The organism is Sphingomonas sp. SphC10 (genome assembly GCF_057004845.1).
In genome coordinates this window covers 202,394-226,392 of sequence record NZ_JBSLMQ010000002.1, presented here as the reverse complement: position 1 = coordinate 226,392, position 23,999 = coordinate 202,394, and the positions used below count along the sequence as shown (strand labels likewise).

At 64.3% G+C, this 23,999-nt stretch carries 24 protein-coding genes; 19 read left to right on the top strand and 5 right to left on the bottom strand.

Annotated features, from left to right (window positions below; all coding sequences use genetic code 11):
• Nucleotides 1-2: 2 nt before the first annotated feature.
• From traC to ACWKSV_RS18770, 14 genes are read left to right on the top strand one after another with little or no spacing between them, the layout of a single operon-like run.
• Entirely contained in the window at nucleotides 3-2,567 is a 2,565-nt protein-coding gene (traC, locus tag ACWKSV_RS18835) for a type IV secretion system protein TraC (protein ID WP_007406319.1), read from the top strand.
• Nucleotides 2,564-2,938, top strand: a complete 375-nt coding sequence (locus tag ACWKSV_RS18830; protein ID WP_024310622.1) for a hypothetical protein — start codon at nucleotides 2,564-2,566, stop codon at nucleotides 2,936-2,938. The genes traC and ACWKSV_RS18830 overlap by 4 nt, the downstream gene beginning before the upstream one ends.
• Entirely contained in the window at nucleotides 2,931-3,611 is a 681-nt protein-coding gene (locus tag ACWKSV_RS18825) for a TrbI F-type domain-containing protein (RefSeq protein WP_024310621.1), read from the top strand. Before ACWKSV_RS18830 ends, ACWKSV_RS18825 begins: the two co-directional genes overlap by 8 nt.
• Nucleotides 3,595-4,188, top strand: coding sequence for a S26 family signal peptidase (locus ACWKSV_RS18820; RefSeq protein ID WP_024310620.1), 594 nt, complete (start codon nucleotides 3,595-3,597; stop codon nucleotides 4,186-4,188). The genes ACWKSV_RS18825 and ACWKSV_RS18820 overlap by 17 nt, the downstream gene beginning before the upstream one ends.
• The gene (gene traW, locus ACWKSV_RS18815) at nucleotides 4,185-4,844 is read left to right on the top strand and encodes a type-F conjugative transfer system protein TraW (RefSeq protein ID WP_024310619.1); all 660 of its coding nucleotides are present in this window, start codon (nucleotides 4,185-4,187) and stop codon (nucleotides 4,842-4,844) included. Before ACWKSV_RS18820 ends, traW begins: the two co-directional genes overlap by 4 nt.
• Nucleotides 4,841-5,128: a hypothetical protein gene (locus ACWKSV_RS18810; RefSeq protein ID WP_007406328.1), complete on the top strand. Its 288-nt coding sequence runs from the start codon at nucleotides 4,841-4,843 to the stop codon at nucleotides 5,126-5,128. The genes traW and ACWKSV_RS18810 overlap by 4 nt, the downstream gene beginning before the upstream one ends.
• The gene (locus tag ACWKSV_RS18805; RefSeq protein WP_007406338.1) at nucleotides 5,125-5,571 is read left to right on the top strand and encodes a hypothetical protein; all 447 of its coding nucleotides are present in this window, start codon (nucleotides 5,125-5,127) and stop codon (nucleotides 5,569-5,571) included. The genes ACWKSV_RS18810 and ACWKSV_RS18805 overlap by 4 nt, the downstream gene beginning before the upstream one ends.
• Nucleotides 5,568-6,581, top strand: coding sequence for a conjugal transfer pilus assembly protein TraU (gene traU, locus ACWKSV_RS18800; RefSeq protein ID WP_066282719.1), 1,014 nt, complete (start codon nucleotides 5,568-5,570; stop codon nucleotides 6,579-6,581). Before ACWKSV_RS18805 ends, traU begins: the two co-directional genes overlap by 4 nt.
• Nucleotides 6,582-6,590: 9 nt before the next feature.
• A complete protein-coding gene (gene trbC / locus ACWKSV_RS18795) occupies nucleotides 6,591-7,334 on the top strand; it encodes a type-F conjugative transfer system pilin assembly protein TrbC (RefSeq protein ID WP_066674860.1) in 744 nt (247 codons plus the stop codon).
• A 3-nt stretch (nucleotides 7,335-7,337) separates the two neighbouring features.
• On the top strand, nucleotides 7,338-9,473 hold the full coding sequence (locus ACWKSV_RS18790) for a conjugal transfer protein TraN (RefSeq protein ID WP_126027388.1): 2,136 nt from the start codon (nucleotides 7,338-7,340) through the stop codon (nucleotides 9,471-9,473).
• Complete coding sequence (locus ACWKSV_RS18785; protein WP_007406345.1) at nucleotides 9,470-9,877, top strand: hypothetical protein; 408 nt, start codon at nucleotides 9,470-9,472, stop codon at nucleotides 9,875-9,877. Before ACWKSV_RS18790 ends, ACWKSV_RS18785 begins: the two co-directional genes overlap by 4 nt.
• A 1-nt stretch (nucleotide 9,878) precedes the next feature.
• Complete coding sequence (gene traF, locus ACWKSV_RS18780; RefSeq protein WP_066282994.1) at nucleotides 9,879-10,787, top strand: conjugal transfer protein TraF; 909 nt, start codon at nucleotides 9,879-9,881, stop codon at nucleotides 10,785-10,787.
• A complete protein-coding gene (locus tag ACWKSV_RS18775; RefSeq protein WP_007406347.1) occupies nucleotides 10,787-12,229 on the top strand; it encodes a conjugal transfer protein TraH in 1,443 nt (480 codons plus the stop codon). Before traF ends, ACWKSV_RS18775 begins: the two co-directional genes overlap by 1 nt.
• A 24-nt stretch (nucleotides 12,230-12,253) precedes the next feature.
• The gene (locus ACWKSV_RS18770) at nucleotides 12,254-15,511 is read left to right on the top strand and encodes a conjugal transfer protein TraG N-terminal domain-containing protein (protein ID WP_483666938.1); all 3,258 of its coding nucleotides are present in this window, start codon (nucleotides 12,254-12,256) and stop codon (nucleotides 15,509-15,511) included.
• Here the strand turns inward: ACWKSV_RS18770 and ACWKSV_RS18765 are convergent.
• Complete coding sequence (locus ACWKSV_RS18765; RefSeq protein ID WP_483666937.1) at nucleotides 15,492-15,770, bottom strand: hypothetical protein; 279 nt, start codon at nucleotides 15,768-15,770, stop codon at nucleotides 15,492-15,494. The genes ACWKSV_RS18770 and ACWKSV_RS18765 overlap by 20 nt on opposite strands.
• 107 nt (nucleotides 15,771-15,877) lie before the next feature.
• Here ACWKSV_RS18765 and ACWKSV_RS18760 point away from each other — a divergent pair, with 107 nt between their 5' ends.
• From ACWKSV_RS18760 to ACWKSV_RS18740, 5 genes are all read left to right on the top strand, one after another.
• Nucleotides 15,878-16,243: a hypothetical protein gene (locus ACWKSV_RS18760; RefSeq protein WP_483666936.1), complete on the top strand. Its 366-nt coding sequence runs from the start codon at nucleotides 15,878-15,880 to the stop codon at nucleotides 16,241-16,243.
• Between the two features lie 68 nt (nucleotides 16,244-16,311).
• Nucleotides 16,312-16,935 (top strand): SOS response-associated peptidase family protein, encoded by a 624-nt coding sequence (locus tag ACWKSV_RS18755; protein WP_066760145.1) that lies wholly within the window; start codon nucleotides 16,312-16,314, stop codon nucleotides 16,933-16,935.
• Between the two features lie 43 nt (nucleotides 16,936-16,978).
• Complete coding sequence (locus tag ACWKSV_RS18750; protein ID WP_126014085.1) at nucleotides 16,979-17,260, top strand: HU family DNA-binding protein; 282 nt, start codon at nucleotides 16,979-16,981, stop codon at nucleotides 17,258-17,260.
• Nucleotides 17,261-17,307: 47 nt separating this feature from the next.
• The gene (locus ACWKSV_RS18745) at nucleotides 17,308-17,460 is read left to right on the top strand and encodes a hypothetical protein (protein ID WP_310106994.1); all 153 of its coding nucleotides are present in this window, start codon (nucleotides 17,308-17,310) and stop codon (nucleotides 17,458-17,460) included.
• The gene (locus ACWKSV_RS18740; protein WP_483666935.1) at nucleotides 17,435-17,629 is read left to right on the top strand and encodes a hypothetical protein; all 195 of its coding nucleotides are present in this window, start codon (nucleotides 17,435-17,437) and stop codon (nucleotides 17,627-17,629) included. The genes ACWKSV_RS18745 and ACWKSV_RS18740 overlap by 26 nt, the downstream gene beginning before the upstream one ends.
• Nucleotides 17,630-17,713: 84 nt before the next feature.
• Here the strand turns inward: ACWKSV_RS18740 and ACWKSV_RS18735 are convergent, their stop codons facing one another.
• From ACWKSV_RS18735 to ACWKSV_RS18720, 4 genes are all read right to left on the bottom strand, one after another.
• Complete coding sequence (locus tag ACWKSV_RS18735; RefSeq protein ID WP_053556528.1) at nucleotides 17,714-18,526, bottom strand: hypothetical protein; 813 nt, start codon at nucleotides 18,524-18,526, stop codon at nucleotides 17,714-17,716.
• 598 nt (nucleotides 18,527-19,124) lie between these two features.
• Nucleotides 19,125-20,837 (bottom strand): FAD/NAD(P)-binding protein, encoded by a 1,713-nt coding sequence (locus tag ACWKSV_RS18730; protein ID WP_051586985.1) that lies wholly within the window; start codon nucleotides 20,835-20,837, stop codon nucleotides 19,125-19,127.
• 29 nt (nucleotides 20,838-20,866) lie between these two features.
• Nucleotides 20,867-21,328, bottom strand: a complete 462-nt coding sequence (locus ACWKSV_RS18725) for a BLUF domain-containing protein (RefSeq protein WP_036527633.1) — start codon at nucleotides 21,326-21,328, stop codon at nucleotides 20,867-20,869.
• 20 nt (nucleotides 21,329-21,348) lie between these two features.
• Nucleotides 21,349-23,613: a catalase gene (locus ACWKSV_RS18720; RefSeq protein ID WP_081799113.1), complete on the bottom strand. Its 2,265-nt coding sequence runs from the start codon at nucleotides 23,611-23,613 to the stop codon at nucleotides 21,349-21,351.
• Between the last annotated feature and the right edge of the window lie 386 nt (nucleotides 23,614-23,999).

Sequence of the window (23,999 nt, the reverse complement as noted above, 5' to 3'; positions counted from 1 at the left end):
TCATGGCGAAGACCGGCTTCATAGCCCGCCTGCTCGGCGATACGCGCGCACCCGACCAGGGAACACCCTCGCATGGCGCGCCGATGCTGTCGCAGTGGCTGCCGTATCGCAGCTACGACGCGCGGCACGACCTGTTCTACCAGACCGACAGCATCGCGTTCGCGCTGGAACTCGCGCCGCTCATGGGTGCGGACGAGCGCACCGGGGAGATCATCGCGCAGATGCTGTCCGAGAGCGTCCCGCCCAGCGCGCGGGTCCAGCTGCTCGCATTCCAGAGCCCGCGTGTGGGCGCGCTGATCGCGCAATATGCGCTGCCGCGCTACAAGGCGGGCGGCATCCATCGCAAGATCGCCGAGCGGCGGTCGGCGTTCCTGCGTCACGGCGCATGGGTATCGATGTCGAAGGACGGACCGTTCCACGTCCGCAACCATCGCATCTTCCTGTCGGTCTCGATCCGTAGCGGGAAGGCGACACCGGAGGAGCTGACCGGCGTCCGCGACAGCATCGTCTCGACGCTGCAGTCGATCGACATGCCGGCAACCCGGCTGAAGCCGGTCGATCTGATCGCGCTGATCGACGACATCACCGCGCCGGCGTTCGACGTCTCCGACCACGTCTCGGAATATTCAGAACTCGATCCGATCGCCGACCAATGCGTGCGGCGCGACGTCCAGACCGTCGTCCAGGCCGACCGCCTGCTGGTATCGGTCGAGCCGCTGCGCGCGGTGACGAACCTGTCGGGCGAGACGCAGTATCAGGAGATCCGGCCCGACACGTTCGACTATCGCTTCTTCTCGGTCAGGAACCTGCCGAACCGCTGGGCGCCGTGGGACGTGCAGAAGCTGATCGGCGACATGTTCTCCGACAAGCTGCGCCCGGGGTGCCCGACTCTCACGTCGCTATGCCTGTGCTACCAGGACGAACAGGCCGCCTCGTCTAAGGCCGGTTACAAGTTCATGCGTACGTCGAGCCTGGCGGACTCGAAGTCGGCGCGGCTGCTCCCGCAGCTGAAGGACCAGAGCCGCGAATGGGAGCATGTCACCCAGGAGCTGCGTCTCGGCAAGAAGCTGGTGCAGGCCTATTATGCGGTAGGCATCATCAGCCCGAAGGGGCAGGGGGACGCTAACGAGCGCACCGTCAAGTCGATGTACAAGGCGGCCGGGTGGGACCTGCTCGACGAGCGGTTCCTCCAGATCATGGCGTTCATGTCGTGTCTGCCGATGACGCTCGGCAACGGGCTCGACAGCGACCTGAAGCGCATGAAGCGGCTGCGCACGATGCTGACCTCGACCGCGGCGAATATGCTGCCGATCCAGGGCGAGTATCTCGGCGGGCATCTGCCGCACCTGATGTTCATCGGGCGGCGCGGCCAGCCCTTCTTCTGGTCGCCGTTCGAGAACAAGGCCGGCAACCACAATGTCGCGGTGTTCGGCAAGTCCGGCTCGGGCAAGTCGGTCGCGCTGCAGGAGCTGTGCGCGGCGTTCGCCGGCGTGGGCGCCAAGATCATCGTGATCGATGACGGCCGCTCGTTCGAGCATATGGCCAAGAGCCTGGGCGGCAACTTCGTCGAGTTTCGCCTGCGCGACGGGTTCAGCCTCAATCCGTTCTCGATGATCGACGAGACGCTGGTGGCGCAGGACGAGGATTATCTCGTCGACGCGCTGGCGATGCTCAAGTCGATCATCGGGCAGATGGGCCGTCACATCGACAAGCTCAACGACACCGAGCGCGGTCTGATCGATCGTGCGGTCAACCAGGTGTGGGAGGCCAAGGGCAGGGGAGGGTGCGTCGACGACGTGATCGAGGCGCTCGGCTCCGACGGCTCTGTGCAGGGGACGGATCTCGCGATCGCGATGTTCCCGTTCTCGGGAAAGGGCACCTACGGCAGCTTCTTCACCGGTGAGGCGTCGGTGGACATGTCGAACGCGCTAACGGTGTTCGAACTCTCGGACCTGTCGAGCCGCGAGGAACTGCGCTCGGTCGTGCTGACCGCGATCATGTTCATGTCGTCGCAGACGATGCGCCGGATGGACCGCCAGATCCCCAAGGCGCTGCTGATCGACGAGGCGTGGCAGATGCTGCGCGGTGGGTCGATGGCCGATTTCGTCGAGACCTACAGCCGAACCTGCCGCAAATATGGCGCCTCGCTCATCACCGCGACGCAGAGCCTCAACGACTATTACAAGTCGGAAGGGAGCCTCGCGGCGCTGGAGAACTCCGACTGGTCGGTCATCCTGATGCAGAAGCCCGACACGATCTCGGACTTCCAGAAGCACGGCCGCTTCGACATGGACCCCTACACCGAAAGCCTGCTGCGTTCGCTGAAGCGCAACGGCGCGGAATATTCCGACATCCTCATCAAGGGGCCGGAATCGATGGCGGTCGGGCGGCTCGTCCTCGATAAATATTCGGCGACGCTCTATTCCTCCAGCCCGCAGACCTTCGCCGATATCGAGCATCTGATCGACCTCGGCTGTTCGATGGACGAGGCGATCGAACGCGTCGCCTTCCCCGAGGAATATCGCGACAATCCTCCGGGCGAGCCCTGGGTGGAGGCGGCGGAATGAACGCCTTCACGCACGAGCGCGACTGGCGTACGCCGACCGCGACCGACTGGAAACGCACGGGCACGCGCGCGATCGGCGACGCCTGCTACATCCTGTTGCGGGTGTCGGGCTGGATGGCGATGACGCTGCTCGCGACCTTCGGCGTCGCGATCCTGTTCTTCCTGATGCTAGGCGACTTCACCGCGCTCGGCTTCTTCTCGCAGGTCGCCAACCTCGGCACGCGCTTCGTCGCGGCCGACCAGGCACGCCGCGCGGCGTTCGGCGACCAGCTGTTCGTCGTGTGGCTGGTCGCGTTCGGCATCGTCGCCGTGACCCGCGTGCGCCTGCTCGGCGCGATCATCACTTCCACGAAAGGCCCCCGTCATGGTTGATGTTCTCGATCGTCCCGAGGTCGCGTCCGCGGCGGTGCAACCGTCCGCTCCGGCCCCGGCACCCCGTGATGACGCTGCCGGTGCGGCACCGCGCCGTCCGGTCGCGGACAAGGTGGATCGCCGCAAGCCGCAGGGCCTGCCCGTCATCGCCTATGTCGCGGTCGCGCTGGCGGTCGCGGTACTGCTCTGGGGGGCGTGGGTGACCAAGCATCTCCTTGCCCCGCCCGCGACCGTGCCGATGGCGAGCGTCCGGCTCGAAGGCATCGTCTCGGAATATGTCCAGGCGCAGAGCCACAGTAACGGCCAGCCCCAACAGGTGGCCGCGCAGACCCAGGCCTTCATGTCCGCGCTCGACGACGAGATGAAGAAGGTCGGCGCGAGCGGCACCACCGTCCTCGTCGGCGAGGCGGTCCTCTCGAAGAACGTCCCCGATATCACCGACCAGATCCGCCGCGCGGTCTTCGCGCGCGTGCCGCTCCCCGCGGCCGCGCCGAACACCCCGGCCGGTCCCGCGGTCGGTGCGATGCTTCCCCAAGCCTCCGGGAACGTCGCGCCGGCCGCGCCAGGGGCGGCGGTCCCGACCGCTTCGCCGTTCGGGCCTGCGCCGGTCTCGCCGGTCGAGGCGACGGTCACCCAGTCCGCGCCGGGAGGGGTCGATGGCAGCGGCAACTGAGGCGCTGGCGCGGGTCGGTCATGCGGCTCCCACGGCGGTTGACGTCGCCGGGGACCGCGCGGCCCGCAAGGCGCTGATCGTCAAGCGGGTCCGCCAGTGGAGCGCGGTCGCGCTGCTCGGGATCGTGTGGGGCGGCTACAACTCGATCGCCGCGTGGCGCGAGACGCACGCCTTCATGATAAACGCGAGCGAGAGCCTCCCCAACTGGGCGTTCTTCATCCAGCGCGGCCGCGTGCCCGCCAAGGGCGACTATGTGTTCTTCGCGCCGCCCGAGGGCGAGCTGGTGCGCCGCCACTTCGGACCGGATTCGGGACCGTTCGGCAAGCGCGTGATCGGCGAGGCCGGGGCGCTGGTCGAGCATCGCGGGAAATGGGTCTATGTCGACGGCGTCCGCGTCGCGCACATGAAGCCGCGCTCGCGCTTCGGCGAGGTGCTGACGCCGGGACCGGTCGGGCGCGTTCCCGAGGGCTGCTATTATGTCGGCACCGCACACCCCGACGGGTTCGACAGCCGCTACGGCGAGATCGGCTTTGCCTGCGCGAAGCAGATCATCGGCACCGGGACGCCGATCCTGTGATCCGGCGCGCGGGCCTTTTCGGCGGAACCCTGGGCGTGGCGCTGGTCGCCTCGTCGTCCTGGCCGATCGTGCAGGGCGCGCTCGCAAAGGATCACGGCGTGATGGGCCAGACCTGGGCGATCGCCGAGCCGGATCTGCTGGCGACGATCGATACCCGGCTGAAGACGCTGCAGGCCAATGGCGGCATCGAGCGCATGCAGACGGCGCTGCGTGAAAAAACCGAGGAACGTGTCCGCAACCCGATCCCCGTCGCCGGCATCGGCGCGGTGCGCGAGAGCCGCAGCTGGACGTTCGACCCGACGATCGTGCTCGATCAGGACATCCAGGACCAGAAGGGCCGGCTCGTCGCGCGCGCCGGGCAGCGGGTCAATCCGCTGTCGTTCGTCGCGATGAAGACCGACCTCGTGTTTATCGACGGCCGCGACGATGCGCAGGTCGACTGGGCGCTGAAGCGGTGGACCGCGCAGAATGCCAAGATCATCTTCGTCGCCGGCTCGCCGTTCAACCGCATGGGCGAGAAGAAGCGCCGCTTCTTCTTCGACCAGCAGGGCAAGCTCACCAGCCATTTCGGGATCGCGCGCGTCCCCGCCGTGGTCGAACCGGCGGGCCAGGTGCTCAAGATCAGCGAGATCGAGATGTCGGGAGCGGGCGCATGATGTGGCTCGATATTCTCAGGACGCCGATGGCCGCGCCCGAGACGCCGGCCCTCAAGGCGATGCGGCTCGCGATCCTGTGGTCGGCGATCGGGCTGGCGATCGCCATCTGCGCGTTGCAGCCGCTGCGCGCGGTGCTCGGCGCCGGGGCAGGGGGCGCGCTTGCCGGACTGGTGCTGGCGCTGGTCGTGCTGGTGCCGGTGTATGTGATCGCCAAGAACCGGGCCGATAACGCTTTCCTTGACGCAAGCCTCGCGGCGCAGCCGGACGGGGAGGGCAGGGCATGACGACTGAGCGCATCAGCCTGATCGCGCGCTACGCGCTTCTGTGTGTCGCGGCAGTCGGCTTCGGGTGGACATATGTTCTCGCCATATTCGCGCTGTTCCCGGCCTGGATGTTCTTTCCCGTCGTCGCCTTGTCGATGGTCGTATCGATCGCGACCGTGGCGTTGCTCTCGAGCGTCCCTGCGCTGCTGTTCCTGTCCCGCGTGCATTGCGAGATCGAGTCCCTCGTACGAAGGCTTCTCGGGGGCCGTGCCGATCCGGTGACCGCCGCGTCGATCGGAAACGAAATCGATGTCGTCCTTGCCGAAAGCGGGCGGACGATATCGGTTGGCAAACGCCGTGCGCTGGTGCGCGCGCTGGCCGATCAGTCGATAAGCTTCGATGGACGCGACCGCGCCCGGATGGTGCCCCTGGTCATCGCTTTCTCCGAGGAGCCCGGCGCATGATCCGCCGCCTGCTCACCCTGCTCGGCATGATCGCCGCGTTCGCGCTGCTGCCGGCGCCGGCGAGCGCGCTCCCGGCCAACTGCACCGGCAAGTTCGTCAACCCGATCACCGACGTCTGCTGGTCGTGCCTGTTCCCGCTGTCGGTGGGCGGCGCGCACATCTGGCCGGGGAGCCGACCCGATACCAAGAACCCAAGCCTGCCGGTCTGTGCGTGCGGTTCGCCGATCCCGCGCATCGGCATCTCGATCGGCTTCTGGGAACCGGCGCGGCTCGTCGATGTGACCACCAAGCCGTGGTGCTTCCCGAATCTCGGCGGACTTCGCCTCAATCCGGGGCTCGATATCGGGCAGGGCCAGTATACCGGGCCGAAGATCGCGGGCGGTACGACCCAGAACAGCGCCAACTGGCAGGCGCATTATTACGTCTACCCGCTGCTCTACTGGATGGAGATCCTGACCGACTTCCTGTGTTTCGAGCAAGCCTCGTTCGACGTCGCCTATATGACCGAGATCGATCCGCTCTGGAACGACGACGTGCTGACCACGCTCATCAATCCCGAGGTCGCGCTGTTCAACAATCCGATCGCGGTCGCCGCCTGTGCGGCCGACTGCGTCGCGGCGAGCGCGAAGCTGCCGATCGACCCGATGTTCTGGTGCTCGGGCTGCAACGGCTCGATGTTCCCGATGAACGGCAATATCGCGGCGCATAATTCGCCGGTCCAGTCCTCGCGCCTCGCGGCCGAGCGGCTCCTGTTCAAGATGCACCGGCAGGGGCTGGCCTGGGGCACCGCTGGATCGAAGGCGCTCTGCAACAAGTACGTCATGCCGATCCTGAAGAAGTCGCAATACCGCATCCAGATGACCAACCCGACGCCCACGGTGAGCGGCAAATATGCCTGCTCGCCGATCGGCGCGACGACGCTCCCGCCCGACGCGGGCCGGGCCTTCCCCGTCAAGGGCGAGGACTTCGGCTACCTGCTCTGGCGCAAGCGCAACTGCTGCATGCTGTGAGGACCTGACATGAAGAAGCTCCTCCTTTCCGCGCTGGCCATCGCCTCGATCGGCACCGGCTGCGCCGTTCTCGCCCAGACCGTCGAGGGGCTCGATCTCGACGCGATCCGCGCGCGATCGGCCAAGTCCGAACAGGACGCGACCGCGCTAGTGAACGAGGTGGAGCGGCGCGGCGACGCGTTCCGCAAGGATGCGCAGACCGTGCAGGCGGTCGCGCTGGAGCAGATGCGCACGATCGACAAGGCGAGCCTGCCCAGGGGGCCGGCGGGTGCGGTCGACTTCGACGAGATGATCCACGCCGCGTCCGCCAACCTCAAGGAGAACCAGGGCACTGCGCCGCAGTTCATGGTGTTCGTGTCCACCTCGATGCCCGAACAGGCGCTGAAGCGGATCATCGCCGATACCTCGGCCGCTGGCGGTGTCGTGGTGTTCCGGGGCTTCCCCGGTAATTCGGGGAAGGCGTTCATCGCCGCGCTCTCCAGGGTGGTCGAGAAGGACCAGCAGTTCGCCTCGATCGGGATCGACCCGCGCCTGTTCCGCGCGTTCGACGTGACCGCGGTCCCGACGATGGTGGTCTCGTCGAGCGATTTCACGCCGTGCGACGGCCTCACATGCAAGACGACGCCGCCTCCGTTCGATCGCATCGAGGGCAATGTCACGGTGCGCTACGCGCTGGAGACGTTCGCGGGCGAGAACGGTCCCGGCGCGCTGGTCGCGCGGACCGCGCTCGCCAACCTCGGCCGGAATCCCTGAACCATGCGGGGGGGCCGCATCCTGATCGGTCTTCTGGCGCCGGTTCTGGCAGCGCAGGCGCTCGCCCAGGTCCAGTCCACCCAGCAGGCCCAGCAGGGCGTCGGCGACTTCTACGGCCTGGGCGATTACACCTACTTCAGCGACACGACCCCCAAGCCCACCCCGACCCCCACACCCACATCCGCGCCGGTCGCCAAGACGACGGTGACCAGCGTCCCCGAGCCGAGCGCGGCTGTCGCGCGGACAACCGCCAGCTCGGCCCGCACGGCGCAGCCCGCGGCATCGAGCAATGCGGCAGCGGCCGAGCCGAGCGCGCAGTCGAGCAGTTCAACCTACACTTACCCCAAGGGGGATATGGCGGGTGCACGCGCCGAGGCGAAGGCCCTCGCGACGCCGGCGCGTCAGGCTTCGGGCGGCATCATCTCCTCGACCGATTTGCCCTCCACCATCCCGGGCTTCAGCAGCGGCCCGCAGCCCGGCGAAGCCTATGCCGACGATCCCGATGCGCTGATCGCCGCGGGCGGGTCGGCTGCAGGCGCGAACGAGGCGTGGCAGCTCGTCACCGATCCGGGCCGCAAAGTCGTGACTGTGCCTGCCGGCGATCTCACGCGCGCGCAGGACGTCGAGAAGGACCCGAACAGCTATCTCGCCGGTCAGTCGGTGGGCGGCACGGAAAGCAGCTGCAAGCCGCTGCCACCCAATGGCACCACCGATTATTACGAGGCGACCTGCAACAAAGGCGCGAAGCTCGAGGAAACCCCGGCGACCTGCACGGGCAGGATGGACCCGGTAATCGTCGATACATTGCGGTACTTCTACTACGGCGTGCGCGACCAGAACGAGGGCAACGGGTTCGCCCGCAACAGCGTGATGCAGGCCAAGGTCAGTGCCGGCATTTGCCGGGTCGAGGCGGGGACGCCGCATATCTGCGATGCGCAGATCGAATTGGGGGCGGGCGGCGGCAACGTCGAAGACTATCGTCGCTGGTGCAAGAGCCTGTCCTCAATGCGCACCACCGCGCAGCTTTATTCGTGCTCGGCCGAAATCCCCCAGGCGGAGATCCCGGCGCACCAGAATTACGCGACCGGCACAGTGTATCTCAGGAAGGAAGGTACGCGCGAGATCACGCTAAAGCGCAACGAGGGAAGCTGTCCGGCGCTGGTGGCCGACACCGCCTGCACCGCGACGGGACCGGAGGTCTGCACCGAGGGGCCTGAGACGCGGATCATTGACGGTGTGTCGGTCACGGCATCGTGCTGGGCGTGGTCGCGCCCGTTCACCTGCCAGCGCATCACCCAGGCGTCCGATTGCAGCGATCTGGAGAACGGCGGAAAATGCACGTTCCTGCGTGACGAGTGCCTCGACGATCCGCAGGTTGGTGCGTGCCAGGTAACCACGAAGGTCTACAAATGTCCGGTTCCGTCGCCTCCGACGAACGATCCAAAGCAATATATCTGTGGTGACGACGTCTACTGCATCGACGGTGAGTGTGAGCCGGTCGAGCGCGAGGCATCGACCGAGTTCAAGGACGCCGTGGTCGGGCTGCACGCGCTGGGCCAGGCCAATGCCGAATTCGACCCTGATACGCTGACGCTGTTTTCGGGCAAGCGGCAGACCTGCCACAAGCCGGTGTTCGGGCTGGTCAACTGCTGCGCTGGCAAGGCGTCGGGCCTCATCACCACGGCTGCCGGCGCGGCCGCGATCGCGGGCGGGCCGGTGGCGATCGCCGCGCTCGCGACGCCATTCCTCACCATGTTTATGTGCTCGAACGACGAGAAGCTTCTCGACGTGCAGGACCGCATGGGGATGTGCCACAAGCTGGGCGACTATTGCTCGGACAAGGTGCTGGGCATCTGCACATCGAAATCGACGGCCTATTGCTGCTTCGAAAGCAAGCTGTCGCGCATCCTGCAGGAACAGGGACGCCCGCAGATCAACAAGCCGTGGGGCAGCGCCAAGAAGGAAACCTGCAAGGGGTTCACGCTCGACGAATTCTCGCGGCTCGACCTGTCGGTGATGGATTTCACCGAGGTCTATGCCGAGTTCGTCGACGCCGCGAAGCTGCCCGACGAGATCGAAACCTCGCGCCAGATCCAGGAGCGGATCAAGGCCTATTACGACGCGAAGAAGAGCAAATGACCGGCGTGACGCAACTGTCGGACCATCGTCCCTTTCCCGACCTGTCGGTCGCGGAATTTGCGGTCCTGATCGCGCTCCTGCGCGCCGGACCGCACCCGGCCGGGTTCCTTATCCCGACGCTCGACAGCTGGTTCGATACGAAGCTGTGCGTGGCCGATCTCGAACCGACGATCGCGCGGCTGATCCGCGCCAACCTCATCCTGCGCCGGGGCGAGACGCTCTACCCGCGCCGGCACGCCCGCAACCTCATCATCGGGGTGTACGGCAACCTGTTCCGCATCCTCGCAGACGACATGGCGCAGCTCGTGTCGCTTCAGGAGCCGTCGCTCCTCGGGACGCTCAAATCCTACCTCACCCGCCGCGAACAGGAAGATCGCGAAAAGCAGAAACAGAAGGACGACTGACATGCGCAAGGCCCTGACCCTCGCTCTCATCCTCTCGGTCGCGTCGCCCGTGCTGACGCCGGCGACGGCGCAGGACCTGACGCCGCTGCCGGATTCGGTGTCCTCCACCCGCGATGCCGGTGACGACGGCCGCGATGGCGGCCAGGACAGCTATGGCAGCGCGGACGATCTGGGATCGGCCGACCGCGTCGCGGCGCAGACCGGGGACGACTTCTACTGCCGCGAGCGGCGGCTCGGCACCTGGTTCTATTGCGACAAGCCGAAGGCCAGGCCCGCCGAGCAGCGATCGGCGCAGCCCGCGCGGTCCTCGGCCGAGCAGCTTGCGGCGATCTCGAAGCAGCTGGAGGAGCTGAAGGCGCGGGCGATCCTCGAGCCGACGCCCGAGAACATCAGCCATTATATCGCTTTCCAGCGCGAGCAGCTTGATCGTGCCTCCTCTTTCGCGGACATGTGGCAGCGTACGATCTGGCAGAACCCGGACCTCGACTACACGCTCCAGCGCCCGGTCAACCAGCTGGGCAAGCGGACCTGGCTCGATAGCCGTAATGCGGATCGAGAGCGCGTGCTGTCGCGGATCTCGCAGCGGTACGGCGTGTTCTATTTCTACTCGTCGGCCTGTGCTGCGTGCGAAACCTTCGGGCCGATCATGCGCAGTGTGTCGGATCGCTTCGGCCTGACCGTCATGGCAATCTCGCTCGATGGCGGGCCGACCCGCGCCTTCCCGAACTATACGGTCGACACCGGCCAGTACAAGGCGATGGGCATGCGCGGCCAGCAGGTGCCCGCGCTTGTGCTGTTCGACACTGTCACCAAGCAGCCCATGCCGATCGGCTACGGCGTGATGGCGGCCGACGAAGTGATGAACCGCATCTTCACACTGACCAGCGTCAAGCCCGGGAGTGACTTCTGATGGTCCGCTCGATCGTCCGCTTCTGCGCCGCGGTTCTCGCGCAGGCCAGCATGATCCTCGCGATTGGAGGTCTCGTCGCTACGCCGGCGATGGCCGACGTCCAGGGCGAGATGAACAGCTATTTCAACAAGTCGGGCGCGGCCGCGAACGTGACCGGCCCGACCGCTTTCCAGGGTCAGTCGGCGGGCTATTATTCGGGTGGTTCGCTGTGGAGCCGCTTTCCGCAGAAGTCGATCAACCCGGTCAGCGTCGCGCTTCCCAGCGCGCGTGGCGGCTGTGGCGGCATCGACCTGTTCGCGGGGTCGTTCTCGTTCATCAACGCCGATGAGATCGTGGCGATGCTGAAGGCGACCGCCAACAACGCGATCGGCTTCGCGTTCCAGCTCGCGATCGACAGCATCTCCGCGCAGATCGGCGGGGTGATGAAGGACATGAGCCAGCGCGTGCAGCAGCTGAACGCGTTCAACATGTCCTCTTGCGAGGCGGCGCAGCAGGCGATCGGCTCGCTGTGGCCGGCGATGGACGGGGCGTCCTCGACGATCTGTCAGCAGGTCGGCGGGGCGAAGGGCTTCTTCTCCGACGCGGCCGCGGCGCGTCACGGCTGCACCAACAAGGGCGAGCGGGAGTCGACGATCGCCAAGGCCGGTGACGATGCCGAGCTGGTCCAGTCGAAGAACTACACCTGGTATGCGCTGAACGCCAAGAGCGCGACCAAGCCGTCCCGCGAATATGCCGAGTTCCTCATGACGATGGTCGGTACGATCATCTACGATGCGACCAAGGCCAAGGACAGCATGGGCGCGTTCCAGTTCATCGCGCCGGCCAGCTGGGACACCTATCAGGCGCTGCTCGACGGCACCGCCTCGGCGCCGACTGACGTGTGGCAGTGCGACACCACTGACGACAAGGGGTGTCTGAAGCCCACGCCTACCAAGCTGAGCATCTCGACCAACGAGGCGCTGCGTACGCGCGTCCTCAAGGCGATGGACAGCATGTCGGGCAAGATCCGGTCAAATGCCGCGCTGTCGGGCGATGAGATCGCGCTGTTGGGCATGACCTCGATCCCGCTCTACAAGATCCTTGTCGTCAACGAGGCGGCGCACATGGGCCTGTCGGGCGGCGATCGCGCGACGCTCGCCGAGATGGTCGCGATCGACATGCTGATGTCGATGCTCGACCGGATGCTGGACACGATCTCGCAGGCGCAGGCGGGCGCGAAGTTCGTCTCGACCGACGAATTCAAGGCGTGGCGCGCCCAGGTCGACAGCGTGAAGACCGAGCTGTCGCGGCGCAGCGAGAAGATGGCCGGGCAGATCTCCAATACCTACCGGGTGATCCAATACACCCAGTTCATGGAATCCACCCTCAAGAACACCATGAGCCCGCAGCTGTCGGCATCGCTCCGGTTCGGACGCGGGCTCAGCGCTCAGGGCTTGCGGTAACGCGGCGGCAAGGGAGCGACGGCGATGCTCGAAGTCTTCACGATCGGCGGGGGCGAATATATCGTCAACGTCTTCAACGCGGTCGCGGCATGGACCGGGGGCGGGGGCTATCGCTCGATGCTCCAGGTTGTGATGGTGATGGGCTTCATCTACTCGCTGTTCGTCGTCGCCTTCTCGCTCGACTGGCGGGCGTGGTTCAACTGGTTCCTGCAGTCGACGCTCATCTACATGATGCTGATGGTCCCGACCGTCACGGTGAAGGTGACCGACCGGATCAACCCCGCGCTCGCGCCGGCGGTGGTGGACAATGTGCCGCTGGGTCTGGGAGTGATGGCCTCCTTCACCAGCCAGGTCGGCGACTGGATGACGCGCTCGGCCGAGACCGTGTTCGTGATGCCGAACGCGCTCGCGCTGACCAACAACGGCATGATCTACGGCGCGCGGTTGATGGACAAGGCGCGCACGTTCCAGATTACCGACAGCGTGTTCCGCGCGAACCTCGACGAGCACCTGAAGCAGTGCACTTTCTATGATGTGCTGCTCGGCTTCAAGGCGATGGACGATCTCACCAAGACGAACAATCTGTGGCAATCGATCGGACCTGGGTCGCCGGCGCGCAGCCAGCGGTGGATTACCTCGACCGGTCCGGGCACCACCGAAAACTCGATCATCCCGTGCAACGAAGCCTATTCGCGGATGGATGGTCAGTGGCAGGCTGCCTACGACAAGGATCTGCTGCCGTTCGCGAAGAGTGCATATCCCGGGATCGCCGATACGGTCGCGGCCCAGCGCATCCGCGATGACCTGCCGATCGTGGCGGCGCAGATGCACGGGTCGCCGACCGACGCCTATTCCTACCTGAAGCAGATCTCGATGATCGACGCGTTCCTGGCCGCGCGCGAGAGTTTCTCGGATGCCGGTTGGGATGCCTATGCGTCGCAGCGCGCGGACGCGCAGGCCAAGAACACCTATACCTCAATCGCGACGCAGGCGATGACCTGGGTGCCGCTCCTCGGCATCGTCCTGACGGTCGTATTCTACGCGATGTTCCCGGTGCTCTTCCCGCTGTTCCTGTTCCCCAGGACCGGCCTGCAGACGCTGAAGGGCTATGCGACCGGGTTCTTCTACCTCGCCTCCTGGGGGCCGCTCTACGTCATCCTGCACATGTTCGTGATGAGCAGGGCGGCGAGCCTCTACCATGCGGCGGCGCCGATCGGGCCGACGCTGCTGGTCTCGGACGGCATGGCGAGCGTCAATGAATCGATCTCGACGCTCGCGGGCTTCCTGATGATGAGCGTGCCGTTCATCGCGGGCGGCATGGCGCGCGGCGCGATGGCGATTGCGGGACACGCCACCTCGATGCTGCAGCCGGCGCACAGCGCGGCCGAGCAGGCGGCGACCGAGCGCACGACCGGCAACTATTCGTATGGCAACACCTCGTTCCAGAACCTGACGTCTGGCATGACCCAGGCGAACAAGTTCGACGATCAGCCAAAGTTCAATTCGGGCTATTCGGTCGGCACGTTCACCAATGCCGATGGCGGGGTGACATACGGCTTCGCGGACGGGACCAACGCGTTCGATACCCGCCAGGGCATCTCGAACCTCGCGTTCACGCCGACGCGGACCGCCGGATTCGACAGCAGCATGAGCCGCGCGCTCTCGGACGGGCAGACGCACACCCAGTCGCTCCGCAGCGCGGCATCGCAATCCTGGAACGCGACAGCGACGACGGCGACGGATCTGTTGACGGCCGCTGAGCATCGTCGCGGGAGTTCGACCGAGACGGGGTCCGGGTTCAATAATAGCGTCGCGCGGATGACAGAGGCGTCCCGGAGCCTTTCGACAGGTTTGACGGACAAATTTGGACTAAGCGTATCTGACAGCCAGAATGTTTCCAGAGTTACGCAAACTACTGGTGATGCCAATGCGGGTCTAGAGGCCCTTGGAAAGATGTGGGGAGTTACCGGAAGGGCAGGGATCGGCTTGCGCCTAGCTTCAATTATCAACGAGAACACAGGTCGTAACATATCGGGAGATCAAGCCTACAGTGAAACTCGTGATTATCTGACTAGAGAAACAAACACTACTCAAGCGCGTGCGGCTCGCGACGAATTTATGCGCGAAACCAGCACAAGCGGAGATAGTGAAGTTCGGTCGCTGTCGCAGAAGCTGGGCGTCAGCGTCGGGGAATCGCGGTCGGCGTCGTTGGAAGCAACTCGAGCCGAAGAGACGTTCCAGCGGGTCAGCAACGATGTCAGAGAGGCCTCGGCGCGGGGCTGGTCCCTCAACCGGAACGAGAGCCAGGAGTTTGTCGTGTATGCCCAGGAGCGACTGCTCGGCGACGACACGCTGTCGCAGTTCGGGTGGACGCCGGGCATGGTTATGCCCCGCACGCCGCAACAGGAACAGGTGCGCGATATCCTGCTTGGCGAATTCATGGAGCGTCGCGTCTCATCGGTCCGCGACGAACTGGGTGTAAGCGTGCCTGAGCGTCTGTCAGGGCAGTTGCATGGCCCTGCTTCGGCGACCCCGGGTGCGGTACAACAATGGGGCAACCAGCGCGCAGCCGGCGTCAGGGCGCAAGGGCCTGACGTGTCGATCCGGGAAAGCTCGCGCGATCTCGATTTGGCCGGCAATGTCGCTGACGCGATCCCGAACGCGTCAGCGCGCATCACGCGTGGTGCATTCGAGGTCGGGAACGGTGTCGACGAGGCGAGAGGGACGGCGGGTCAGCTAGGTGACCATGTCCAAGAGCGCAATGATGCGTGGATCACGACGACACTTCCCGGTGTTGAGGGCGCGCGCAACTGGGTCCGTGACAATCTCGGGATCGGAGCTGGCACCAGCCATGTTTACGAAGTCCCGCGCGGTGAACGTGCGATGCTGCCGATTTCGGGGCGGCTGAGTTCGGGAATGGGTGGTCGGATCGACCCGGTCACTGGCGAGCCCGGGCGGCATCACCGAGGGGTGGATATCGCAGCGCCAGCCGGGACGGAGATCCGCGCGCCAGCTTCGGGTCAGGTCATTCGGAACGACTTCCAAGCCAACGGTGCCGGGAACTATGTGGTCCTGCAACACGGCGACGGCTCACAGAGCAAATACTTCCACATGCAGGATCGGTCTGGCTTCCAGGTAGGAAGTACGGTCGAGGCCGGGGCTGTGATTGGCCGCGTTGGCAGCACCGGAAAATCGACCGGGTCGCACCTTCATTATGAATTATGGAAGGATGGCGCTCCGGTCGATCCGAGGAGGTTCCAGCTTAGGAATGGCCGGGAATAAGGAAATTGCCGACGATCATAAGTCCGATAATGACAGCGAAGAGGATTTTGTTACCTCGCGCTGACGTTATCGGTTTTTGGGTGTACTCGATAAAATTGGTTCGCTCAGAGGCAAGTTCAATGCCTCGTTGCGTCATTGGATCGAGTACATTGTTAGGATTGAAATAGATATTCGCGCCAATGGGCGGAACGTCGTTCTGCCTGTCCCAATCCCGGCTAGGAGCGTCGTACTCATATTGGCCAGTAACATTGTTAAACACGGCCGCTCCTTCCTCAATCCATAGCCGACCGTGCTGGTCAGAATTAGGCTTGCAAAGCCTAGCATATCGGATTGAGTTTGGCGAGGATTTTCACCCGCACTGACGGAGTGGGCACGGTGGAGCAGGACGGCGAAAACCCGCGCACGATCGAACGCTACGAGGCGCTGCTGCGCGAGCATCTGCTGTTCTACGATGCGCTGCGTCTGCGCGAGCGCCGGCCGAGGAGCGCGGCGCAGCGCCAGTTCCAGGACGTGGCGTGGGGCAAGGCCCCGCCGGTAACCGATCACGAGCTCGCCTATGTTTGGCACCTGAAGGCGCGTAGGATCGCGCCTTTCAACACCCCGGCGCCGGCACCGCATATCGACGACGTGATGGCCGGGTACGACCTCGGGGCGCGGCCGGTGAGTGGCGACGTCGGCACGAAATGGGATAATGCCTGGCGCGAGTATCGTGGTGGCCGGGAGTTCTTCTGAGCCAAACAGATTAAAGGAGTGGACCGATCTGCAACCGATATCGCCTGAGCGCCAAACAGGCCGCGGTGATGCGGTCGGTCGGGTTCGAGCCGCCGTATCCCGAGGACGAGACCTACCCGGTGCCGCGCGAGATCTTCCCGACCGGCAAGAAGACCGCGCGCTATGGCCTGGTCGTCAGGCGGGCAGGGGAGCGTAACCGCCCGCTTGAGCCGATCGCGATGGAATGGGGCTTCCCGACCAAGGTAGCGAGCAAGCGCGACCCGGCGGTCAAGCTGGACAAGTTCGTCACCAATGCGCGGAATCTCTCATCGTCGATGTGGAAGCCGTCGATCGCCAGTCCCGATCGCCGCTGCCTGGTCCCGTTCACGCATTTCGCCGAACCACATCCCGAGGGCGGGAAGGGCGATGACGGCAAACCCCGCCAGATGTGGTTCTCGCTGCCTGACCAGCCCATCGCCTTCTTCGCCGGTCTGTGGCGGCCGACCGAGCGCGGCGATGCCTATGCCTTCTGCACCACCTCTCCCAACCCCGCCGTCGCGCCCTGGCATCCCAAGGCGATGCCGGCGATCCTCCACCCCCGCGATTTTACGACATGGCTCGACGGGAGCCATGAAGATGCCCTGAAGCTCGTCCGCCCCTACGAGGGTGAGATGAGCGCGCAGGAGGCAACTCCCGATGGCGGTTCGGCATGAACCGGGCTAGGCCGGTACAATCATTCACCACCGGGACGTGTTCATGACGACTACATCCGATCTGGCCGAGCAGATCTCCAACACCCATGGCCTCGCAAAGGCCGACGCCAGGAAAGTCATCGATGCGATCCTTGCGAACATCACCGCGGCCGTCGCGACCGGCGAGGAAGTCAGCCTCAACGGGTTCGGCAAGTTCAAGCTGAAGGACACCCCCGAGCGTCAGGGGCGCAACCCATCGACGGGCGAGGCGATCACGATCGCGGCGTCGCGCAAGCTGACGTTCGCGCCCGCCAAGGCGGTCCGCGATCGGTTGAATGGCAAGTGATATACGGGCCAGCGTATAAAAACGCTGGCCTAAGCTGAGGGGACGTCATGGCCGATACCGCAGCCGACTACCGCGCGAGGGCTGCGGCCGATCTTGCCGAGGCGCAGCGGCTCGATCTGCCACATGCTCGGGATCGTATGCTGTATTCGGCCGATCGCTGGTCGAAGATGGCTGATGCGGTCGATCGCCGTGTCCGGTAACGAAAGCACGACGGTCGCGCTCGACGTGGCTAACTGGTCAGCGGTCCAGGCAATGGTCGAGCGTCTCGACGACAGGGCTGTGATAGCGATCTACGAGCTGGCCGAAGGCGCTGGTCCGGTCGCGGACCTCGCGGCCGCACAGATGGAAAAACGCAACCTCGACTATTGAGCCAAGTTAAGAGTTCGGCCGCTGGTTAAGCCGCTGTTGCCAAGCCGGCACAAGCCACGTTCCTGTTTTGTTCGATAATATATCTTATGTTAAATCAGAATGGAGTTCGGTCTCACCGTAGGTTTTCCATGCGCGCTTTACGCGCTCTGTCCACCGAAGCTTAAAAAAGGTCTCAACTGTGTCACTTGCTACGTCAAGTGTATCGAACGCGATATTGGCGATCTCGTCTTTCCTGAGGCGCAAGATCGCGATCACATCTTTCGCCGCTGGTGCTTGCCGATGCACTCCTTTAGCATCAACCGTGACCAAGAAGCGGTCCACCTTCGACATCGTGATCATGCCGACGCACTGATCCTCGTCGAGGCTGATGGCCTCGACCACGCCCTCGTAGGCCACGAAATTCCCCTCGTGCTCGGCTTTTGTCATCACGTAGGCGAGAGCGACCTTGTCCGATGCAGCGGACGCATCGACAACGCGCTGAAGCCATCCAGCCGCAGAAGGCTTCACGAGGTTCTGAAGCGCTCCTTTGCGACCGAGCCAATAGCAAAGCGCACCCGTTACGAAGCTGGTCCACAACAGGCCTGAAAGCGCCGTCCAGATGTCGTGGGCGTTACGCGCTTCGGTAGTCGGGCTCAGGATCACCCGGTAGAAGTCGGGATCATATGACAGCAACGTCCAGGTGGCGGCGACCCGACTGTTGAGGTCGATGGCCATGGCCGCCAACAGATGCCCGAGGCATGCGAAGAGCACGATCGCAGCCAATGTGGTGGTTGAGCCTTGCCGGTCGGGCATGGGGCTCAGGAGGTCATCGGTTGAACCGGCTCGAACGCATACCCACCCGACGATGCCGGGCAGGAGAAGCAACAGAGCAATAAATAGCTGGTAGCCGAGCGTCATGCCGGCTGCGGGCGTCGACCGCCAGCCTCGGGCTGTCGCTCGGCGATCGGGCGTGCCTCGCGCAGGCACGGGAGCTGGAGCGCCCTGCCCTCACCGCCGATAAGTCGTGGCGGGCTGTGAAGGTGAAAGGGCTGAAGGTCGAGGTGTTGCGATAGCCGGCGACGACCGCTTTGCGCCCCAATATCGGTCATTCCGAACCCTTCGGATTTAAACCGAAAGCCGCCATTCGTTCGCGCATCAAAACGAGGCGGCGCGGTTCATAGCTTGCTTGCCGACTGTCTGCGCGTTCCATCGATTAGCTCAATCAGCCACACTTTCTGGCGGGCCAACATGGCATCGTTGCGCGCCGCAATCAGCCGTTCGTGTTTCTGGCCCACAGACGGCCTTATTCACGCGAAAAAACCTGTAGGAATGCCGCACTATAATAAGCATAGGGCAGTATGCGCACACCTGTCACGAATTTTCGTGCAATTAAATGGCCCTTATCCTTTTCAGGCCTAAGCTCTTACTGCAAGATTTATTGAATTTTTCGTTGACAGGTAAGCCGGCTAGTTTTTCAATCGATGGAGCCAGCTTTCTACATAGCACACCAAGGCAACTAACTGCGCGGCGCTTCGAGGACAGCTTGGCCTTGGCTTGCGAACAGGTAAACCACATGCCCGCCAAGCGATGCCAGGGCCCCTTCGATATCAATCGGCAGGCCCCGCTCGCTGTTCGCGGCGAGCGCGCTCAGGATGGCATGCGCAGCCGCGGTTCCCAGCTCCTCTGCAGCGGTCAGCCCCTGTACGAAGGGGTTGCGCCCCAGCAGAAATGGCAACGACAGGCAATGCACGCGTTCCAGCGGGTTGCCGGGTTGCCCGAGCTTGAAGCCCTTCCCGGTGACGATTTCATCGAGGCTTGCCGACCGCGCGATGGCCAGGGCGCGGATCTGCATGCGCAGCGTTGGAAAGGGAAATTCCTCCTGCCCCAGAACGGCCTGCCCGCGTGCGTCGACGATGGAATCGAAGTGGTGCGTCACTCCGCGCGCAGCGATGTGCCAGCCGGCGCCTTTGTCGTCCCGCTCCATCGTATAGTCGGAACCGAGCGCATGGATTGCAAGGATACCGGCATCGTGCAACGCGATCAGCCGTTCGATCGAGAGCGGCGGAACAGCCGCATAATTGTCCACGAACACGCGCTTCAGCGAGCGGTTGAAGCGGGCGCGGTCGCCGTCCGACAAGTCCTTCACAATGGCGCCGAACGGCTCGTGCATGCGCAGCAGCGCATAACGCCAAGGCACGGTGCGGTGATGCCGCGCGTTGTAGTGCACTTCCAGCAGATTGCCGCGCGCCCATTCCAACGGATCGAAGTCGCTGCGGCGCTGCGCATAGCACTTGGAAAAGCCCTCCGGCGTCGTGCATCCCGGCCCGAGCGATCGTAGGAACGCCGGGTCGAGCCGCTCGAGCTGGTCGAGGAAGAGGCCGAATGCCCGGTCCAGATCGCCATCCTTGCCCATGACGATTGCAGCCAGCCGGTCGTCGGTAAACAGATCCAGCGGCTGATAGGGGATCGGGCAGAAGAAATCGGCTTCGGGCAGCAGCCCGCCGCGCGACATCATGGTGATGAGCGGACCCTGCGCCCGGTCGCATTGGTCGGTCGGCGCAAAGGTCAGGCGCCCGTCCACGGACTTGAAACGGCCGATCCGCATTGCATGATCGATCGCCACGTCGATTCCGCTCAGAGAGGTGCCAAGGATACCGAGCCGAATCGCGTCCGCCGAAAGATTTGGCTCGACGCTGCGCCCCAGGGCCGCCGGGTCGGCCCCGTGTGTCTTGGGCACCGAGTGCCCGGTGGCCAGAATCGCATGATCGAACGCGAGCGCGGCCTGCTGAGTGACAGCATCGCTCGTCACCCAGACCCCGCCCTCATGCGCGACAATATCGCTGACGCGGGTGCGCGTGTGCAGCGTGATGCGGTGGCCGCGCGCCGCGCCTTCATTCACCAGCGCGCCAAACTGGTCGGCGTAATAATCGCCCAGAACCACGCGCGGAAAAAAGTGTCGTTCGTGCAGGTCGGCATCCCCGATGCCCCAGCCATGGCGGGTTTCGGGCGGGATCCGCTGCAACCAGTCGAGCAGGGTCTCGCACACCGGCGGCAGTTCGATGCTGGCGATGTTGGACAGCATGGCCGGTGAGTTCTGCTGGCGATCGTAGGGCGTACCCACACCGGGCCGCGCCCCGGATTCAAAGATCAATATCGCCAGCGGTGCCTCTGACGTGATCAACCGCTTCAGGGCATAGACCGCGCTCGGCCCGGCCCCGATGATCGCCACGCGCGGCCGCGTTGGCTTGTTCGTATTCCTCAATCGAACACGCTGAAGGCGAGCAGCTTTTCGCGCACATCGCGATCCGCCCCGGCCGGGATCAGCGCCTCGATCGCGGCGCGGCGGTCCAGCGGGCTGGCGTCGAGATCGAGCCCGAGCATGGCGGTGTCGGGGAATGTCCGCTCCGTCGCAGGTTGATCAAGCACGACATCGAGCGCGCGGTGACGCGGATCGCGGTTGACCGTGGCAAACATCTGGCCAACCGCCTCCGGGCTGCCTTCGAGCACCTGCATGTAGCTATTGCCGTTGCCCAGCAGCAGGCCGGTGAGGCCCTTGCGCCGATTGCCCGCCTGCACTTCGTGAGCGAGCGCAAGCGCGGTGTCGGCCTGCGCGTTTTCCTGCGCGCCGGCGGTGCTGAGATAGATCAGCACGCGCAGCGGTGCCTCGGACAGCGTGCAGACATCGGCGGTGCCGGCCATGACGGGATCGTTGTCCTCCATGATCCGGCACCGCGCGTGGGTCAGGCCAGGTCGCGGACTTTGGGTTCGCGATCCCAGTGGCGCTTGGTGCCGACCTTGAGGAAGTCCTCCGGCTTGGGCACGCCCGCGTCAGGCTCGATATTCGCCTTGGGCAGGATATGCTCGCGCGTGCCGCCACAGGCGCCGATGGTCTTGCAGTGATACCAGGCGTCGGCAAACCAGGCGACCGCGCCCACATCCTTGGCCAGTTCCTGCGCCTGGTCGGGCATCAGGATGGCGACCACCGCATCGAACACCACCGAAGGCGTGCCCGCGAGCTGGCCATCGGCCTTGAGTGTGCCGCCCTTGACCTTGATCTCGCCCACCTTGGGCGCGACCAGCTTAACCGTACCGCCGTCCTTTTCGACGCCCGCCTTGATCTCGTCGATCATCGCCTTGTCCGAACCCTCGGCGTAGAGAATGCCCACGCAGCGGCCCTCGAACACGGGCTTTTCCTGCTTCTGGATCGACAGTGCATCGGACAGCGCCATATCGATCGGTTCCTTCGCGGCCTTGGCCTTTTCCGGGAGGTCCATCGCCAGACCGGCGGCCACGCGCTTGGCCAGATCCTCGTCGATATTGCGAAGACGGCTCATCACCCGGTTGCGGACATGCTCCAGCGTCACCTTCGACAGCTCGAACACGATAGCCGAGCAGATGTGCGCCTGTTCGTTATCGGTCTGCGAACGATAGAACAGCCGTGCCTGGCTGTAGTGGTCGGCGAAGGTTTCCGCACGGATGCGCAGCTTCTCGCCGCCATCGTTGCGTTCGTCATTGGCGGCAAAGCTGGTGAAGCCGGTTTCCGGGCATTCGCGCGGGCCGCCGTCCTCGCCCGCTTCGGCAAGGCTGTTGGGCTCGTAATTGGCGCGGCCCGTGGGCACCAGCGTCTGCATCATCCCGTCGCGCTGGAAATTGTGGAACGGGCACTTGGGCGCGTTGATCGGGATCTGGTGGAAATTGGTCGTGCCCAGCCGCGATTTCTGCGTGTCGAGATAGCTGAACAGCCGCCCTTGCAGCAGCGGATCGTTCGAGAAATCGATCCCCGGCACCACATTGGTGGGCAGGAAGGCGACCTGCTCGGTCTCGGCAAAGAAATTGTCGACATTACGGTTCAGCGTCATGCGCCCGATGATGTCGACCGGGATTTCCTCTTCGGGAATCAGCTTGGTCGCATCGAGCACGTCATAGGGCTGCTTGGCGGCCCACGCCTCGTCGAACACCTGGATGCCCAGGTCCCATGCCGGATAGTGCCCGCCATCGATCGCTTCGTGGAGATCGCGGCGGTGGAAATCGGGGTCGGCCCCGGCCAGCTTCACTGCCTCATCCCAAGTGGTGGAGGCAAGGCCCAGCACCGGCTTCCAGTGGAACTTGACGAAGCTGCCCTTGCCCTCGGCATTGACGAGCCGGAAGGTGTGGACGCCGAACCCTTCCATGTTGCGCAGCGTGCGCGGGATCGCGCGGTCGGACATCGCCCACATGATCATGTGCATGGACTCGGGCATCAGGCTGATGAAATCCCAGAACGTGTCATGCGCGCTGGCCGCTTGCGGATAGCCGCGATCGGCCTCCATCTTCACCGAATGGACGAGGTCGGGGAACTTGATCGCGTCCTGGATGAAGAACACCGGGATGTTGTTGCCGACCAGGTCCCAGTTGCCGTCTTCGGTGTAGAGCTTGACCGCAAAGCCGCGCACGTCGCGCGGGGTGTCGACCGATCCAGCGCCGCCCGCGACGGTGGAGAAACGGGTGAACACGGGGCAGCTGTTGCCGGCCTTGGAGAATAGCTTGGCCTTGGTCAGTTCGGGGATCGCCTTGGTGACTTCGAACACGCCGTGCGCGCCGGAACCGCGGGCGTGGACGATACGCTCGGGGATACGTTCGTGATCGAAGTGAAAGATCTTCTCGCGCAGAACGAAGTCTTCCAGCAGTGTCGGCCCGCGCGCGCCGGCTTTGAGGCTGTTCTGGTTGTCCGCAATGCGATGGCCGTGGTTGTCGGTGAGATGCGCCACCGTATCGCTATGATCGCCGCTATCGGGCACCTGCTGATGCACTTCGCCAGCATTGCCCAGCTCGGTGTCGAAATCGGTCTCGCCCAGACCCGGGTTGTGGTGGTGCAGCGAATTGTCGCCCGCCGGGCCGCGTGGCCGCTCCCCCTTGTCGATCGCGCGGCCACCGAAAGGACCGGTTTTGTCCACGTTGGGAACTGGCTTCACGATGATCGGGTCGGGGTTGATGTCATGGGCGGTCGTCTGAACTTTTTTAGCCATCGTTCATCCTCTAATTTTTGCCCCGGGTCGGGGCAACATCGATAAAGTGCCCGCAGGGGTCCCGATATCCAGCGATCGTCGATCAAGATACGCTAGCTGCAAAGATCTTAGCGGCCTTCGCACATGGAGCGACTCATCTTTTCGGCCATAACGGAAAAAAGGAGTGCGATGCCATACCGCCCGCCGATCAGAACGCTCCCGCTCCATGCGGTGACGCCAAACTTGCCATCGCGAGGGAATTGGAATGTCGCATTGTAGAAGGCCTTCCCGGCTCCTTGCTATTCGGTTTCCTAGCGACCGATCTCGAGCCTTTGCTTTCGGCGGATAGGAAAAGGTGCCGCAGTCGGAATTATCTGTTAGTTAGCGCTGTCAATTGTCTGGCAGTT